Source organism: Pseudoalteromonas sp. CH_XMU1449-3 (assembly GCF_037027245.1).
In the GTDB taxonomy this organism is placed as follows: Bacteria; Pseudomonadota; Gammaproteobacteria; order Enterobacterales; family Alteromonadaceae; genus Pseudoalteromonas; species Pseudoalteromonas shioyasakiensis.
The window spans coordinates 127276-143680 of sequence record NZ_JAYMDY010000005.1 but is presented as its reverse complement, the minus strand read 5'-3'; the positions used below and the strand labels follow the sequence as shown (position 1 = coordinate 143680).

At 42.5% G+C, this 16405-nt stretch carries 15 protein-coding genes; 6 read left to right on the top strand and 9 right to left on the bottom strand.

Annotation, left to right across the window (positions count from 1 at the left end):
• Positions 1-196: 196 nt before the first annotated feature.
• From prmA to rsmD, 6 genes are all read right to left on the bottom strand, one after another.
• Positions 197-1078: a 50S ribosomal protein L11 methyltransferase gene (gene prmA / locus WA256_RS08375; protein WP_055020740.1), complete on the bottom strand. Its 882-nt coding sequence runs from the start codon at positions 1076-1078 to the stop codon at positions 197-199.
• A 64-nt stretch (positions 1079-1142) separates the two neighbouring features.
• Positions 1143-3002 carry an RNA polymerase sigma factor RpoD gene (gene rpoD / locus WA256_RS08370; RefSeq protein WP_062566445.1) on the bottom strand — a complete coding sequence of 620 codons (1860 nt, stop codon included), beginning with the start codon at positions 3000-3002 and terminating at the stop codon, positions 1143-1145.
• A 123-nt stretch (positions 3003-3125) separates the two neighbouring features.
• Positions 3126-4877, bottom strand: a complete 1752-nt coding sequence (dnaG, locus tag WA256_RS08365) for a DNA primase (RefSeq protein ID WP_062566444.1) — start codon at positions 4875-4877, stop codon at positions 3126-3128.
• Positions 4878-5013: 136 nt separating this feature from the next.
• Positions 5014-5460 (bottom strand): GatB/YqeY domain-containing protein, encoded by a 447-nt coding sequence (locus tag WA256_RS08360; RefSeq protein WP_054551044.1) that lies wholly within the window; start codon positions 5458-5460, stop codon positions 5014-5016.
• Between the two features lie 21 nt (positions 5461-5481).
• Positions 5482-5697: a 30S ribosomal protein S21 gene (gene rpsU, locus WA256_RS08355; RefSeq protein ID WP_002957797.1), complete on the bottom strand. Its 216-nt coding sequence runs from the start codon at positions 5695-5697 to the stop codon at positions 5482-5484.
• 145 nt (positions 5698-5842) lie between these two features.
• Positions 5843-6460 (bottom strand): 16S rRNA (guanine(966)-N(2))-methyltransferase RsmD, encoded by a 618-nt coding sequence (gene rsmD, locus WA256_RS08350; RefSeq protein WP_335990458.1) that lies wholly within the window; start codon positions 6458-6460, stop codon positions 5843-5845.
• A 209-nt stretch (positions 6461-6669) separates the two neighbouring features.
• On the opposite strand from rsmD, the gene ftsY reads away from it, so the two are divergent.
• The 5 genes from ftsY (at position 6670) to glsB (ending at position 12660) form a co-directional block, all read left to right on the top strand.
• A complete protein-coding gene (ftsY, locus tag WA256_RS08345; protein ID WP_335990456.1) occupies positions 6670-8856 on the top strand; it encodes a signal recognition particle-docking protein FtsY in 2187 nt (728 codons plus the stop codon).
• 53 nt (positions 8857-8909) lie between these two features.
• Entirely contained in the window at positions 8910-9587 is a 678-nt protein-coding gene (ftsE, locus tag WA256_RS08340) for a cell division ATP-binding protein FtsE (protein ID WP_054560978.1), read from the top strand.
• Complete coding sequence (gene ftsX, locus WA256_RS08335; protein ID WP_335990453.1) at positions 9584-10570, top strand: permease-like cell division protein FtsX; 987 nt, start codon at positions 9584-9586, stop codon at positions 10568-10570. Before ftsE ends, ftsX begins: the two co-directional genes overlap by 4 nt.
• A gap of 225 nt (positions 10571-10795) precedes the next feature.
• Positions 10796-11659 carry an RNA polymerase sigma factor RpoH gene (gene rpoH, locus WA256_RS08330; RefSeq protein WP_054551048.1) on the top strand — a complete coding sequence of 288 codons (864 nt, stop codon included), beginning with the start codon at positions 10796-10798 and terminating at the stop codon, positions 11657-11659.
• Positions 11660-11739: 80 nt separating this feature from the next.
• Positions 11740-12660 (top strand): glutaminase B, encoded by a 921-nt coding sequence (gene glsB, locus WA256_RS08325; protein WP_054560977.1) that lies wholly within the window; start codon positions 11740-11742, stop codon positions 12658-12660.
• A 6-nt stretch (positions 12661-12666) separates the two neighbouring features.
• Here the strand turns inward: glsB and WA256_RS08320 are convergent, their stop codons facing one another.
• A complete protein-coding gene (locus WA256_RS08320; RefSeq protein ID WP_054560976.1) occupies positions 12667-13971 on the bottom strand; it encodes an inosine/guanosine kinase in 1305 nt (434 codons plus the stop codon).
• A gap of 180 nt (positions 13972-14151) precedes the next feature.
• Here WA256_RS08320 and tadA point away from each other — a divergent pair, with 180 nt between their 5' ends.
• Complete coding sequence (gene tadA, locus WA256_RS08315) at positions 14152-14649, top strand: tRNA adenosine(34) deaminase TadA (RefSeq protein WP_054560975.1); 498 nt, start codon at positions 14152-14154, stop codon at positions 14647-14649.
• Here tadA and WA256_RS08310 read toward each other — a convergent pair whose 3' ends face one another.
• Positions 14650-14820 (bottom strand): hypothetical protein, encoded by a 171-nt coding sequence (locus WA256_RS08310; protein WP_165385080.1) that lies wholly within the window; start codon positions 14818-14820, stop codon positions 14650-14652.
• Between the two features lie 94 nt (positions 14821-14914).
• A complete protein-coding gene (mltF, locus tag WA256_RS08305) occupies positions 14915-16384 on the bottom strand; it encodes a membrane-bound lytic murein transglycosylase MltF (protein ID WP_062566442.1) in 1470 nt (489 codons plus the stop codon).
• Positions 16385-16405 lie beyond the last annotated feature (21 nt).

The window sequence follows — 16405 nt, the reverse complement described above, 5'->3', positions numbered from 1 at the left end:
AACAAAAGTGACTTTTTTTTGCCCTTTTCGTATTGACTTTTGATAACAGTTTGACGGGTAGGTTGATTTGTTTGATATTTGAACAGAAAAATTTTTTACTCACAAAAAAGTGAGAAACTACTAACTGTAAAAATAAGGTAAAGCCTGTTAAATACTGGCTTTACCTATTATGTTTGAGTAAATACTCTAGTGCTATTTAGGCTTTCTTGATGCCGCTGACTCGGGTCCATTCACCCTCAACAGCCACGTCATCAAGTGCTAAAAACGGGGCGTAAACATCGGCTACAGACTGAGCTTGTTCTTCTAAAATGCCTGACATAGCAATTTTACCATTCGGTTTTAAAAGACCTAAAATCACTTCATGTAGTTCACGAAGTGGTTGAGCTAAGATGTTTGCAACCACAATATCGGCTGTAAACTCTGGTTGATCTTCAGGTAAATACACTTCAAGTTTATCTGCAACGCCATTACGTTTTGCATTATCGCGGCTTGCTTCAAGGGCTTGAGGATCTATATCGATACCGATCATACGTTCAGCGCCGAGTTTGATCGCCGCAATTCCTAAAATACCTGAGCCACAACCAAAATCGACCACGGTTTTACCTGTTAAATCTTGGCTTTCTAGCCATTTTAAACAAAGCGCAGTGGTTGCATGGGTACCTGTGCCAAAAGCAAGGCCAGGGTCGAGCAATACATTAACCGCATCAGGATCTGGAATATCGCGCCAGCTTGGGCAGATCCATAAGCGCTCACCGAATTGAATAGGGTGGAAGTTATCCATCCATTCACGTTCCCAATCTTTATCTTCAAGCTGTTCAATTTTATAAACGAGCTTATCGGCGAGTGTTGCTTCAGCATTTAATGTTGCTACTACGCTGTCCATATCGTGGTTAGCGTCATACAGGCCAATCACAGTGGTATCAGCCCATAACTGCACAGTACCAAGTTTTGGCTCATAAATAGGGGTATCTTTGGCATCAACATAGGTGACTGACGCACTGCCAGTGTCCATGAGTAAGTCGCTGATTAATTCTGCGTTGTCTGCATTTGCGTTGATGCGAATTTGGATCCAAGCCATGAATATCTCTCGAATAGAAAAAAGGCCGCAACAGCGGCCTTTTAGTTAATAACGCGATACTAAATTACTTAGCATCTAAGAAGCTTTTTAGTAAGTCAGAGCGAGAAGGGTGACGTAATTTACGTAACGCTTTCGCTTCGATTTGACGAATACGCTCACGTGTTACGTCAAATTGTTTACCTACTTCTTCTAATGTATGGTCAGTGTTCATGTCGATACCGAAACGCATACGTAGTACTTTAGCTTCACGTGCTGTTAAGCCCGCTAGTACATCGTTTGTTGCGCCACGTAGTGATTCCATGGTTGCAGAATCAATAGGTGAGTCGATAGTGGTATCTTCAATGAAGTCACCTAAGTGCGAATCTTCATCATCACCGATTGGTGTTTCCATTGAAATTGGCTCTTTAGCGATTTTAAGTACCTTACGGATCTTGTCTTCAGGCATTAACATACGCTCAGCTAATTCTTCTGGGCTCGGCTCACGACCCATCTCTTGTAGCATTTGACGAGAGATACGGTTTAATTTGTTGATCGTCTCAATCATGTGCACAGGAATACGGATGGTACGTGCTTGGTCAGCAATCGAACGCGTGATTGCTTGACGGATCCACCATGTTGCATAAGTTGAGAACTTATAACCACGGCGGTATTCGAACTTATCAACCGCTTTCATTAGACCAATATTACCTTCTTGGATAAGGTCTAAGAACTGTAAACCACGGTTGGTGTATTTTTTCGCAATTGAAATTACAAGACGTAAGTTCGCTTCAACCATTTCTTTCTTCGCACGGCGAGCTTTCGCTTCACCAATACTCATACGACGGTTGATATCTTTAATTCGTTCGATGCTAAGACCCGTGCTTTCTTCAATTGCACTTAGTTTGCTGATGCAACGAATTATTTCTGGTTTAACTGATTCAAGTGCTACTGAGTATTTCTCGTTTGCAGCAATCTCAAGGTCAATCCAGCTTGTGTCTGTTTCGTTATTTGCAAAGTGCTTGATGAAGTTCTTTTTCGGTAACTTAGCAATTTGTACAGCTTGCTTCATGATGATACGTTCTTGTACACGAACGCGGTCCATCATTTCACGCATGTTGTTAACCATGCGGTCAAACTGTTTTGGCACTAATTTAAATGTTTTAAATAGTTCGCCGATTTCTGCAATAGCTTCAAGTGAATCAGGGTGTGAGCGACCTTTTTCTTCGAACGTTTCGCGTGCTTTGTTATAAAGCTCACGTAAGTTTTCGAAGTGAATACGGGCTTCTTCAGGATCTGGACCTGTGTCGCCATCGCTATCATCATCGCTATCATCATCACTATCTTCGTCATCATCGTCTTCGTCGTCTTCTTCGTCGAGTTGCTCTTCGTTTAACTCAGAACCGATGTGTGTTGCAGAAATTTGTGATTCGTCTTCATTATTAGGATCAAAGAAGCCAGAGATAATATCGCTTAAGCGCATTTCTTCAGCTTCGAATTTGTCCCATTGCTCTAGTAGATAAGTAATTGCTTCAGGGTATTCAGCAACTGAAATCTGTACTTGGTTAATACCTTCCTCAATACGCTTAGCGATAACGATTTCGCCTTCACGCGTAAGAAGTTCAACAGTACCCATTTCACGCATATACATACGTACAGGGTCAGTTGTTCGACCGATCTCTTTTTCTACAGTCGCAAGTGCAGCTGCCGCGGCTTCTGCTGCGTCTTCGTCTGTCGTTGTTTCTTGCATCATTAATTCATCGGCATCAGGTGCGTTTTCGCTTACCTTGATACCCATATCATTAATCATGCTAATGATATCTTCTACCTGATCTGAGTCGATAATGTCTTGTGGAAGGTGATCATTAACTTCTGCAAAAGTTAAATAACCTTGCTCTTTACCTTTTTGAATCAGAAGCTTTAATTGTGACTGAGGAGTTGGATCCATAGAGATTTATTCTTCCACTCTGAAAGTTGATACAACAGGCGCCAGCTCGCTTACTAATTAAGCGACACGAAAACTAACTAGACGCAGTGAATAGCACAGTATAACAGCATTATTCAATTCTGACTAGCTGTTGCTGCCTTTTAACGCTTGCGTCAGTAAGTGGCATTCTAGCCTTTCTTCGCTGCTTAAGCCTTGGGTCTTGTCTTTTATTAATAGGGTCTCTAGTCGATAATTTAAACACTGGTCTTCAATAAATTTAAAAGTATTTTTAAAAACCGTCTCTAAACGATCGTCATTTATTTGGTGCTGCCAAGTTGCTAGTTTCACTAGCGCGTCATATTCAGCGCCATCCCTAAATGACTCTAAAATTTGTGCCGTCGTGATACCTTCACGTTCTAGTGCTAAGTGCTGAATGCGTAAAAATAGCTCAATACCGGCTATTTTCATCTCAGCTAACTCTGGCATATAAGCAATGCTGGTCGCCAAATTTGGGTGTTGCAATAAAATACCAATCGCTTGGCGCATCGGCGTTATTTTAAATTTACGCTCAATCGCATGCTGTTGCTTTGGCGACTTAACGCGATTATTTAATTGCTCTCTTGTTCGACCAATTAAGCGGCCAAGATGTTCCAAAATATTTTCTTGGTAAAAATCACTAGGGATTTTTTCAATTAGTGGCAGGGCATCACTAAGGAGCTTTGCTTTACCTGCGTCTTGAGTAAGGTCTATCTCTTGGCTGAGCTTATTAAACAGCACCTTAGTAAAATCATCCGCTTCGCTTAACCTAGCTTCAAAAGCGTCTTTGCCTTCTTGTTGTACCAGTGAATCAGGGTCTTCACCATCTGGTAAAAACACAAACTTTAACGACTTACCATCACCAAGATAAGGCAGTGCATTTTCTAGTGCACGCCAAGCAGCATCGCGGCCAGCACGGTCACCGTCGTAGCAGCAAATCACTTTATCTGTGGTTCTAAATAAAGTGTGCATATGTTCTGCAGTCGTTGCTGTGCCAAGGGCGGCAACGGCGTATTCGATGCCTTGCTCAGCTAAAGCAACAACATCCATATAACCTTCAACAATTAAAATATGTTCAAGTTTTTTATGTGCTTGCTTGGCTTCGTATAAACCATATAGCTCAAAGCCTTTATGGAAAATACGGGTTTCTGGTGAGTTAAGGTATTTAGGACCTTGATCCGCTTGCATAACACGGCCACCAAAGGCAATCACCCGACCGCGTTTATCGCGAATAGGGAACATGAGTCGATCACGGAAGAAGTCAAATTGGCGACCAGGCGACTTTTCAGAGGCTAGTTTTAGTTCTACAAGCTGCTCTTTTTGTTCTTTGTTGCGGCCAAGTTGCTGGCATAGCGCTTCCCATTCACTTGGCGCATAACCAATCATGAACTTTTTCGCTGTTTCACCGCTTAAACCACGACCCTTAATATAGTCGATAACCGTTTTCGAGTTGGCATGATGCTTTAACTGATGCTGATAAAAGCGAGCAGCATGTAACATTAAATCGTAATCAGAGCGCTTTTGTTCTGCGGTGCGTTGTGGGCCTGAACTTGTGCCTTGTTCGCGAGGTACGTCTAAATTGAGCATACTCGCTAATTCTTCAATAGCATCAACGAACTCTAATTTGTCGTATTCCATGACAAACGAAATTGCATTGCCATTGGCACCACAACCAAAGCAATGGTAAAACTGTTTATCTTGAGAAACGGTAAATGAAGGTGATTTTTCGTTATGGAATGGGCAACAGGCTTGGTAGTCTTTACCTGCTTTTTTAAGGCCAACTCTCGAATCAATTAACTCAACAATATCTGTGCGAGCGAGTAAATCATCAATAAACTGTCGAGGGATCTTTCCGGCCATAGCTGTTGTATTTTCCTGCGCTATCTATGCGTTGTAAAATAAGATTTGAACACAATTACTGTGTTTATGAAAGACTAAAAGCAAGAAACCGAGCACTAGGCTCGGTTTGCTTGAATCATACATCTGTATGTGGGGGTTAGGCAGTTAATCGTTGCTTGATTAAGCCAGAAATCTTACCTAAATCGGCACGACCTTCAGCTTTGCTTTTGATAACTCCCATTACCTTACCCATGTCTTGCATACCCGCTGCGTTTGTATCAGCTATAGCCGAGTCAATAAGAGCAATGATTTCTTCTTCACTCAATTGTTGAGGTAAGAATTCTTCAAGTGCTTTAATCTCACTGGCTTCAATTTCAGCTAAATCTTCACGACCCGCATCAATGTACTGGGTGTAAGAATCGCGACGTTGCTTAACAAGCTTTACTAAAACAGCGGTAATACCGTCGTCGTCAAGCGTAATTTGCTCGTCAATTTCACGTTGCTTGATTGCAGCAAGTACCATGCGGATAGGTTTAAGACGTTCTTTGTCTTTTGCCTTCATCGCATCTTTTTGCGCATCTTTTAGCGTTAATAAAAGGCTCATTTATACAAGACCAAATACTGATTAGTATAATTTAACGCGACGTGCGTTATCGCGAGAAAGCTTCTTCATGTGACGCTTTACTGCAGCAGCTTTTTTACGCTTACGCTCAGCTGTTGGTTTTTCATAGTGCTCGCGACGACGAACTTCTGAAAGGATACCTGCTTTTTCACATGAACGCTTGAAGCGACGAAGTGCTACGTCAAACGGTTCGTTCTCTCTTACTTTAATTACTGGCATTAAAAATTCACCTACCTAAATAATGAGCGTTGCTCAAGTTGATCGAATAACGACCAAGTGGTTCAAAAATGGTGCGGTATTGTAATCCGAAGCAACACCACATGTAAAGAATAATATTAACAGAAACTAGGTTTGCAAAACAGGGTTAATTTGTCTCGCGTTGATATAGTCGACAAATCACTTGTCCGGCAGCTTTTTCTTTTAAAAGCATCCAGTTATCTGGAGTATCTAGGTCGCTTAGTTCGCTTTCGACCTCAACATATATAAGTGCTTGGGCAGATAACCAGTTATTTTTTTCGAGTAAAAAACAACTTTTTTCAGCCAAGTTTTGTCGAAATGGCGGGTCAACAAAAATTAGATCAAATTGTTCGTTTTGCGTGTTTTGTTCTAATAATGAAAGGCTATTGCCTTGTTTTACGACGGCATTATCCAATTTAAGGGTGCTAATGTTTTCTTTTAGTTGGCTAGCGGCGCCTTTATCTAGTTCGAAAAACACAGCATGATCAGCAAAGCGTGATAACGCCTCAAAACCTAAACCGCCGGAACCGGCAAAGCAATCGAGTATCGCTGCGCCTCGGGTATCTTGCATTAGCCAGTTAAATACAGTTTCTTTTATACGGTCTGTGGTTGGGCGCAAGCCTTGCACATCTTTTACGGGTAATTTTCTACCGCGAAATTGCCCACTTATAATACGAATAAAACCATTTGCTGATTTATTGTTCGCTGCTTTTGCTTGGCGGTTAGCTGTTGATTTTTTTCTCATTTAACTCACTAATCATTGGTAACTGACCACTAGCTCAGATAATATTGTATGCAATAGCTAGCGCGTCATTTTTCTACTGCGCTAAAAGTGATAGTATTGCGACCTTAGCGATAGATGGTACCTGTTTATGTTTGGCTAAAAAGCTGAACTGTCACCAAACTATTATTCATGTAAGTTTATCAGATTTTTATAAGTGGTTATTAGCAAGTATGGCAAAAAAAAGTAAATTCCTGTCTTGGTTTGGTTTTGGCAAATCAGATAAGCAACAAGCAGAGCAAGCAGCAAAAGAGGCTGATAACCAGAAGCAAATAGAAGAACAACAGCGAATTGAAGCCGAAAAGGCAGAAGCTGAACGTTTAGAACAAGAACGCATTGCTGCAGAAAAGGCAGAGGCTGAACGCTTAGAACAAGAGCGAATCGCTGCAGAAAAGGCAGAGGCTGAACGTTTAGAGCAAGAGCGTATCGCTGCTGAAAGAGCAGAAGCGGAGCGTTTAGAGCAAGAGCGCATTGCGGCAGAAAAAGCAGAAGCGGAGCGTTTAGAGCAAGAGCGCATTGCTGCAGAAAAGGCAGAAGCTGAGCGTTTAGAGCAAGAACGCATTGCGGCAGAACAAGCAGAAGCTGAACGTTTAGAGCAAGAGCGTATCGCTGCAGAAAAGGCAGAAGCTGAACGTTTAGAACAAGAACGCATTGCTGCTGAAAATGCAGAAGCGGAGCGTTTAGAGCAAGAGCGCATTGCTGCAGAAAAGGCAGAAGCTGAACGTTTAGAGCAAGAACGCATTGCGGCAGAACAAGCAGAAGCTGAACGTTTAGTTCAAGAACAGCAAGCGGCAGAACAACAACGTCAAGAACAACAAGCTCGTCTTGCTGAGCAAGAAGCAGCAATGAAATTAGAGCAAGAGCGTGCTGCAGCAGAACAGGCGCAGCGTGAAGCCGAGCAAGTTGCTGCGCAGAAGGCCGAGGCAGAACGTCTAGAGCAAGAACGTATTGCGGCAGAAAAGGCAGAAGCTGAACGTATAGAACAAGAACGCATTGCTGCAGAGAAGGCCGAGGCAGAACGTCTAGAACAAGAACGTATTGCTGCTGAAAAAGCAGAAGCTGCTCGCTTAGAGCAAGAACGCATTGCTGCTGAACAAGCAGAGGCGGAGCGCTTAGAGCAAGAACGTATCGCGGCAGAAAAGGCAGAAGCTGCTCGCTTAGAGCAAGAACGTATCGCGGCAGAAAAGGCAGAAGCAGAACGTTTAGAACAAGAGCGTATTGCTGCAGAAAAGGCGGAAGCGGAACGTTTAGAACAAGAACGCATTGCTGCAGAAAAGGCAGAAGCAGAGCGTTTAGAGCAAGAGCGCATTGCTGCAGAAAAGGCAGAAGCGGAGCGTTTAGAGCAAGAACGCATTGCTGCAGAGAAGGCAGAAGCTGAGCGTTTAGAGCAAGAGAAAGCTGCTCAAGCCGCTTCTGAAAAACCAAAGAAAGAAGGTTTCTTCGCACGCCTTAAAAAAGGTCTATTAAAAACTCGCGTTAATATTGGTTCAGGCTTTGCGTCTATTTTTAGTGGTAAGAAAATTGACGATGAGTTATTTGAAGAACTAGAAACACAATTACTAACAGCCGATTTAGGTGTTGATACAACAATGAAGTTGATTGATAACCTAACCGATGCCGCTGATCGTAAGCAATTAAAAGATGGCGATGCTTTATATGAGTTAATGAAGCAAGAAATGGCTAGTATGCTTAAAACCGCCGAGCAGCCGCTGGTTGTAAGTGGTGATAAAAAGCCATTTGTTATCTTAATGGTGGGTGTAAATGGGGTAGGTAAAACCACCACGATTGGTAAATTAGCTAAGCAGTTCCAAAACGAAGGTAAGTCAGTAATGCTTGCTGCGGGTGATACGTTCCGCGCTGCAGCGGTTGAGCAGTTACAAGTATGGGGTGAGCGTAATAGCATCCCAGTGATTGCTCAGCATACAGGTGCAGACAGTGCGTCAGTGGTATTTGATGCATTTCAGGCTGCAAAGGCTCGTAATGTTGATGTGTTAATCGCCGATACAGCAGGTCGCTTGCAAAATAAAGATAACCTAATGCAAGAGCTTGAAAAAATTGCCCGTGTAATGAAGAAAATTGACCCAGATGCGCCACATGAAGTTATGCTAACGATTGATGCAGGTACAGGTCAAAACGCAATTAGCCAAGTTAAATTATTTAATGAGTGTGTTGGTTTAACGGGCATTACTTTATCTAAACTAGATGGTACCGCCAAAGGTGGTGTGATTTTCGCCGTTGCAGATAAATTTAATATCCCAATTCGTTACATTGGTGTTGGTGAAGGTATTGATGATTTACGTACCTTTAATAGTAGTGACTTTATTGATGCACTATTTAGCCAAGACGAGGATGACGCATAATTAACTAAAGGGAGCTTGCTCCCTTTTTCGCTGCAAGATGATTGATAACTAAAATGATAAATTTTCAGCAAGTCAGTAAAACATATCCAGGTGGCCATCGTGCCCTTGAAAAAGTCAGCTTTCATATTAAGCCTGGCGAACTGGCCTTTTTAACCGGGCACAGTGGGGCAGGTAAAAGTACACTATTGAAGCTTATCAGCTTGATGGAGCGTCCATCAGCCGGGCAGGTGCTTATTAATGGTGTTGATTTAAATGCTGTTAAATCACGCCAGATCCCTTATGTGCGCCGCGATATTGGTATCATCTTTCAGAATCACCGCTTACTAGAACGTTACTCAGTGTTTGATAATGTTGCCTTACCTTTAATCATTGAAGGTACGCACCATAAGCAAATAGCTAAACGTGTTCACGGTGCGCTTGATAAAGTAGGGTTACTTGATAAAGCTAAGTGTAATCCAGCAACCTTATCAGGTGGTGAGCAGCAGCGTGTTGGTATTGCTCGCGCTATTGTCAATTCACCGCCAATCCTATTAGCCGATGAGCCAACTGGTAACTTAGACCCTGAACTTTCGATGGACATTTTACGTTTATTCGAAGACTTTAATAATCATGGTACAACCGTGCTGATTGCAACCCATGATATTGGTTTAATTGCGCGTATGCGTTATCGCAGTCTAACACTGAAAGATGGCCGTATGATTGACGATCCGTTAGCTGAGGGGGCACTATGAGTTTATTGTTTAAAAGCCGCAACAGCCAAAACGAACGTCAGAAGAAGTCATTTTTAGCAGCGCCTTATTTCTTCTTTATTAATCTTATTCGCCAAGGTGTGCACAGCCTCGGTGAAATGTGGCGAACGCCTTTAGCCTCATTGATGACCATTGCGGTATTGGGATTAAGCTTAACACTGCCAGCGACGCTTTATTTAGTGGTTAAAAATGTCTCGCAAGTGAGCAGTGGCTTTGAAGATGCCGCAGAGATCTCGTTGTTCGTAAAAGAAACTATGAACGAACAGCAAACGCAAACCTTGGTTAAGCGTTTAGCACTCTACCCTGAAGTAGATAAAGTGGAGTTTATATCAAAAGGTGATGCCCTCACTGAATTTAAACAAGTATCAGGATTTGGCCAAGCACTTGAATATTTAGATGCGAACCCGTTACCTGATGTTGTTATTGTTACGCCGACAGCACGATACCGTCAGCCAAATACGGCAAAACAATTATTGCACAAGCTTGAAGCCGAGAGAGAAGTTGATTTTGGTAAACTCGATATTGCTTGGCTTGAGCGATTAAATGCACTTTTAAGTTTATTAAAAGAAAGCGTGATCACCATTGCTCTACTATTATTAACCTCCGTCACCCTGATCATTGGAAATACTATCCGCTTATCAATCATGGATAAGAAAGATGAAATTCAAGTGATGAAGTTAGTTGGGGCGACAAACACCTTTATTCATGCGCCATTTTTATGGACAGGGATTTGGTACGGTATTATTGGTGGTTTGTTCTCTTTTATTTGTGTTGCGTTAATGATGTGGTGGCTTGGTGCTGCTGTAAGTGATGTTGCGGGTGTTTATGAAACCAGCTTTGACTTAATTGGTTTAACACTCACAGAGTTTGGCATTTTAGTCGCTCTTGCAACAGGCTTAGGATTTGTTGGTTCTTATCTATCAGTTAACCGCTACATAAAAGAAATTGAACCCGATAAAGTGTAACAATTCGTTGTTACACTGCTCTTTTAGCGATAAATGGTAGTCGCTGTTAATTTGTCAAAATATCACTCGAAGCTAGAATTCATCGCTTATTCAGCGTGTTAGCGTAGACTAAAAATAGATGCAAAAACCACTTGATTTGAACTTTAAAAAAGTTTTTAATTGAAGTTAGCACTCTCGCTTAAAGAGTGCTAAGATGGTTTCAAATGTTTATCACTGAGGTGAAAAATGAGTAAAGATTTATACGCAATGGCACTTACTGCAGGTCAACAGAGCGCAAGTATGGACGGCTACCTTCAAGCGGTTAGCACTATTCCTATGCTTGATGCAGAGAAAGAAAAGCAGTTGGCGACACGTCTTCAGGAAGAAGGTGATCTTGAAGCTGCGAAGCAACTCATTATGTCGCATCTACGCTTTGTTGCTCATATTGCGAAAAGCTATTCAGGTTATGGCTTACCGCAAGCTGATTTAATTCAGGAAGGTAACATCGGTCTGATGAAAGCGGTAAAACGTTTCGACCCAAGTGTAGGTGTTCGCTTAGTTTCATTCGCAGTACACTGGATCAAAGCTGAAATTCATGAATACGTACTGAAAAACTGGCGTATCGTGAAAGTTGCAACTACAAAAGCGCAACGTAAATTATTCTTCAACCTGCGTAAAAACAAAAAGCGTTTAGGTTGGTTTAACCAAGCTGAGGTTAGCACAGTTGCTAATGAGCTAGGTGTAAGTGAAAAAGAAGTACGTGAGATGGAATCACGTATGAGTGGCCAAGATATGGGCTTTGACTTAACGGGCGACGACAATGACGACGCACCGACAAGCACATACTCGCCAGTACAGTATTTAACAGATGGCAGTGCTGACCTTGCTGATGATATCGAAGAGCAGCAATGGCAAGAACAGTCTCATGCACGTTTATTCAGCGCCTTAAAAACCCTTGATGAACGTTCTCAAGACATCGTAAGTGCACGTTGGTTAGCTGACGATAAAGCAACATTACAAGAGCTTGCTGAGAAATATAACGTTTCAGCAGAGCGTGTTCGTCAGCTAGAAAAAACAGCGATGAAAAAACTGCAATCAGCGATGAGCTAATAGCAATCGCTATAGCAAACCATCTTTAGTAGACTACAAAGCCTCGCAAATGCGGGGCTTTTTGTTTTAAAGGACGCGGTATGTCACAGATTGATTATCAACATGTATTAGATGAAATCACAAAAGAAGTTCAACCATTACTGAGCCAAGGTAAGGTTGCTGATTATATTCCTGCGCTTGCAGAGGTTGAGCCAAACCAGTTTGCCATTGCTATTCATACAGTAGATGGGCAAACCTATTGCGCGGGTGATTGTAGTGCGCGTTTTACAATTCAATCTGTTTCGAAAGTAATGACCTTAACTTTAGCACTTCAGCGTTATGGTGATGAGCTGTGGCAACGAGTCGGTAAAGAGCCTTCAGGCACCGCTTTTAACTCACTTACACAGCTTGAGTTTGAACAAGGCATACCACGCAACCCATTTATTAATGCCGGCGCGATTGTCACCTGTGACGCGTTATATAGCCGTTTATCTGCGCCGATGCACTCTATGCTTGAGTCATTTCGTCAGTTATCAGGAAATGCTCAGGTTGTTATTGATAAGAAAGTGGCAAATTCTGAATATGAGTTTCGTCATCGCAACGCCGCGATGGGGCATCTAATGAAGTCATTCGGCAACTTTAATAATGAAGTAGATGATGTGTTATGGGCTTACTTTAACTTCTGTGCCATAGAGTTAAACTGCGTAGAATTAGCAAAAGCTTACAATTACTTAGCAAACCAAGGTAAAGATGCCAATGGCCAAGAAGTACTCAGTGCAAGGCAAAATAAGCAGTTAAACTCGTTACTGTTTACCAGTGGTTTATACGATGCTGCAGGGGATTTTGGCTACCGTGTTGGTATGCCGGGTAAGTCTGGGGTGTCGGGTACTATTTTAGCTGTGTTACCGAATCAATTTACTGTGGCTGTGTGGGCGCCAAGACTTAACTCGTATGGTAACTCTGTAGCTGGGATAGCGGCTCTTGAGCGTTTATCCCAGAAACTGGATATTTCGATTTTTTAGTCGCGCTTACTGATCCCAGTAAACTTGCTCTAAACAATCTTCACGTTCAGGTAAGCCACGAGATAAACGTGGCGAGTGCTGAACAAGTACTTCATAACTTGCACGGTTAGCGTATTTACTAATTTGTGCAAGCGATGAGTAGGTCATAGCAGGCTGCTGATGCTTCGCTGAGTTTGCCACATTAAGTTTGTGGTAAACGTTTGCTGATAAGTCATGTAGTACCGCGGCCAGAGCACAATCGCCTGCGCCATTGGTATTTTTAATACTATCTGGGCCGCCCATAAACGGTGCTGTGTGGCTGTACGCACGAATAGGGTTTTGGCAGTCGTCTTTACGCATTGCGCGCGAAAATTCATAACGGTTAAAGTCAGCAATCGCGCCTGGTAATAACGGGTATTCTGTTTCACGCTTGAATGAGTCGTCTACGTAACCGGCCATAAACAAGCCTTTTTCGCCAGCCGTGCAAATAACTAAATCAGTCCAATCTAGCGCTTTGTCGGCTGCCAGAAGCGGATCTTCAAAGCCAGTAATCGCAAGGCCTTCCTCTTCGTTCATCGCAAGAATATCAACATGCTCTTTTACAAAGTCAGCCCACCAAGCAGGGTCTTGTTCAATTAGAAACTTAGTACCAAGGGTTAAAACCACAGGGACACCTGCATCATTGGCATATTTCACTGCCTGCATGGTCGCTTCTGTCATGGTTTCATCACCTTGAGTACGCATTAGGTATGCGCTGATCACCAGTGCTGATGAATTCTCAATAAGTGCCTGATCGATTGATTCAGGGCGAAGGTGATTCATAAGCCCCGCGCTGATTGCGAAGGTACGCTCACCGGTCTCGTCAATTAAGGTAAAACAACGACCAATAGGGCCATCTACAGGCTGAAGGTAGTCAAGGTCAACGCGGCTAGAGGTGTTACATAAAAAACGGTATGCATAGCTGCCGATTTTGATATTCTCACTCATTACCCCTAACAGTACTGATCGGTCGTCAGCTAGGGTAGAGTAGTTGTGCATGGTGTTACCTACCGTACCACCGGCAAACTCATAATCGATCATATTGTCGAGTTTTAGTCTGTCGTATAGTGCGTTGGTAATATCGTTATCGATCACTTGCGACATGCCACGGCGCAATTGAAATTCATCTAGGAAAGCTTGATCAACTTTCGCTTCAATATCTACCACAATTTGGTCGATACCCGTAATATAACTACGTTGTAGTCGGTCGGTTGAGTTAAGTTGATTCGTCAGTGGATCTTTGGCTTCCACCGGAAAATAATGTTTATGCCTGCGGCGTCCAGGAAATTTCATTTGCTACCCGTGTTGTAAGCTAAATAAAAAAAGCGCGAGATTATAGCGCAATATGGGTCCATTGAGCCATGAAAAAGCCACTAAATTTTGCGTTAATTTTTAAGTGTAGCAGTATTTATTGCCGACATTTTTCACTAACTAGGTATAATTACTCACAGTTTTACAAGATTTGTGTGATATATGAGCGAACAATTTAGCGACCAATATTGGATGGAAAAAGCATTAAACTACGCTAATGAAGCGGCTGCTATTAATGAAATTCCGGTTGGTGCTGTGCTGGTAAAAGACAATCAACTGATCTCCTATGGTTATAACCGCTCAATTATCGATAACGACCCATCCGCTCATGCTGAAATGATGGCAATCCGCGAAGCAGGTAAAGTACTTAATAACTACCGATTAATCGATTGCACCTTGTATGTTACGTTAGAACCTTGTTCTATGTGCGCAGGTCTGTTGGTACATAGCCGTATTAAGCGATTGGTATTTGGTGCTAAAGATGCCAAAACGGGATCGGCAGGATCAATTATGAATCTGCTGCAAGAACCTAGGCTTAATCATCAAGTTGAAGTAACCGGTGATGTTATGAGTGAGCAGTGTGGGGCGGTAATTTCAGCGTTTTTTAAGCGTCGTAGAGAAGAGAAAAAGGCGGCAAAGCAGGCTGCTCGCAACGCCTAGTTATACAACCGGCGTTGCAGGAACTTGTGCTTCCATTAACTGCATCGCAAATAAGCGGCGACGCCAAATAACTTTTTTGTGTGTATTACGTAGCATGATACGACGGCGGGTCGCCGTTGAGTAAATAACATTACGCTTGAACTTATGTGTCGTGCGTCTTCTTTTTAACATGAGTGCTCCTTAAGTGAGAGTAAAGCATTATATTGATCTCTACAGGAAGATAATGATCATTTGATGACAAGTAAACAGATTTCGGTGCTTGAAGTTAGTTGTTTTCTAATTCTTGCTGCTCCGAGTTGGTTTGTTGCGTGTTGTCATTTGGCTTTGGTTCGCTCGCTTGCGCTTCAGGTTGAGCTTCTTCAGTGCTTTGTTCTTCTTCGCTTGGGTTAGCAATCGCATCATTTTCATCAAGCCAAACCAGTGCGTCGTAATAGCGACGGATATTATCAACGTACTTTACTGCAACATCGCCACGGGCATAACCATATTTGGTTTTTCGATAGTAACGCTTTTTAATTAAAAGCGGTAAGCGCTTTTTAACATCAGCCCACTTATCGGGGCTTGCACCTTCTTGCTCGGTAATAATACGTGCGTCGTTGACGTGTCCCCAGCCAACATTGTAAGAGGCTAAGGCAAACCAGGTTCTGTCGGGCTGCGGAATGCGTTCAGGGATCCAAGAAATCACTTTGGCAAGATACTGCGCACCGCCTTTAATATTTTGCTCAGGCTCTAGTCGATTTGTTACGCCGACCTGTTTTGCTGTTGCTTGGGTTAGCATCATTATGCCACGTACACCGGTTGGTGACTTAGCCCTTGGGTTCCACATTGATTCTTGATAACTCAAAGCTGCCAGTAATCGCCAGTCTATGTTACCTGCGTATTGCTCAAACCAAGGTTGGTATTTAGGTAAGGTGTCTTTTATTGCTTCGATATAAGCAAGGGTATTCACATAGTTAAACTGACGAACATGGCCGAAGTATTTTTCTTCTAACACATAAAGCTGGTTGCTTTTCTTAACGTCGCCAAAAAATGGCACCATCAAGGCATATAAAGAGTCGTCACCATCTTTTCTTAGTAACCAAGCGATAGGGTCGTTACGGGTAACCGAAAAGCCGATACTCAAATTTGGGTGATAGCGGCGAAACAGCGATAAGGTGTGTGAATCTGCTAGAGTGTAATCAATTTCACCATCGATAACTGCTTGCAGAAGCTCTTCTTCATCCATGTCTTCTGTTTCGTTCCAGCTAAGTTCAGGATGCAGTTGTTTTAATTGCTGTAGTGCTAACGAGTGGCTGCTTTTGGCTAAAACAGTGAGATTACCGGTTAAATCCTCAAACTCTCGAGGGCGAGTACGGCCTTGTTTATAAACTAACTTTTGGCTAATTGTTCGGTAGGTTGGGCCAAATCGATAATGCTCTGCCCGAATCGTATTATAGGTAAGACCTGAAGCTATAATATCTAAATCGCCACTTTCTAAGCGTGCAAACATATCGGATAGATTAAAAAAAGGCACCATCTCGAGCTCTACACCAACATAGTCAGCAAACTCTTGGGCAAGCTCATATTCAAAGCCTTGCACACCTTGTGGAGCCTGATAGTAGTTACTCGCGCCAGCTAATGTGCCTACTCTAATTTTGTTCTGTGCCTTGATATGAGCAAGTTGCGACGGTTGCTGTTGCATATCACACGCACATAACATGAGCACTAAACTAAAAATAGCGAGTAACTTTTGCATAGATTATAAATGCCCCTTAAA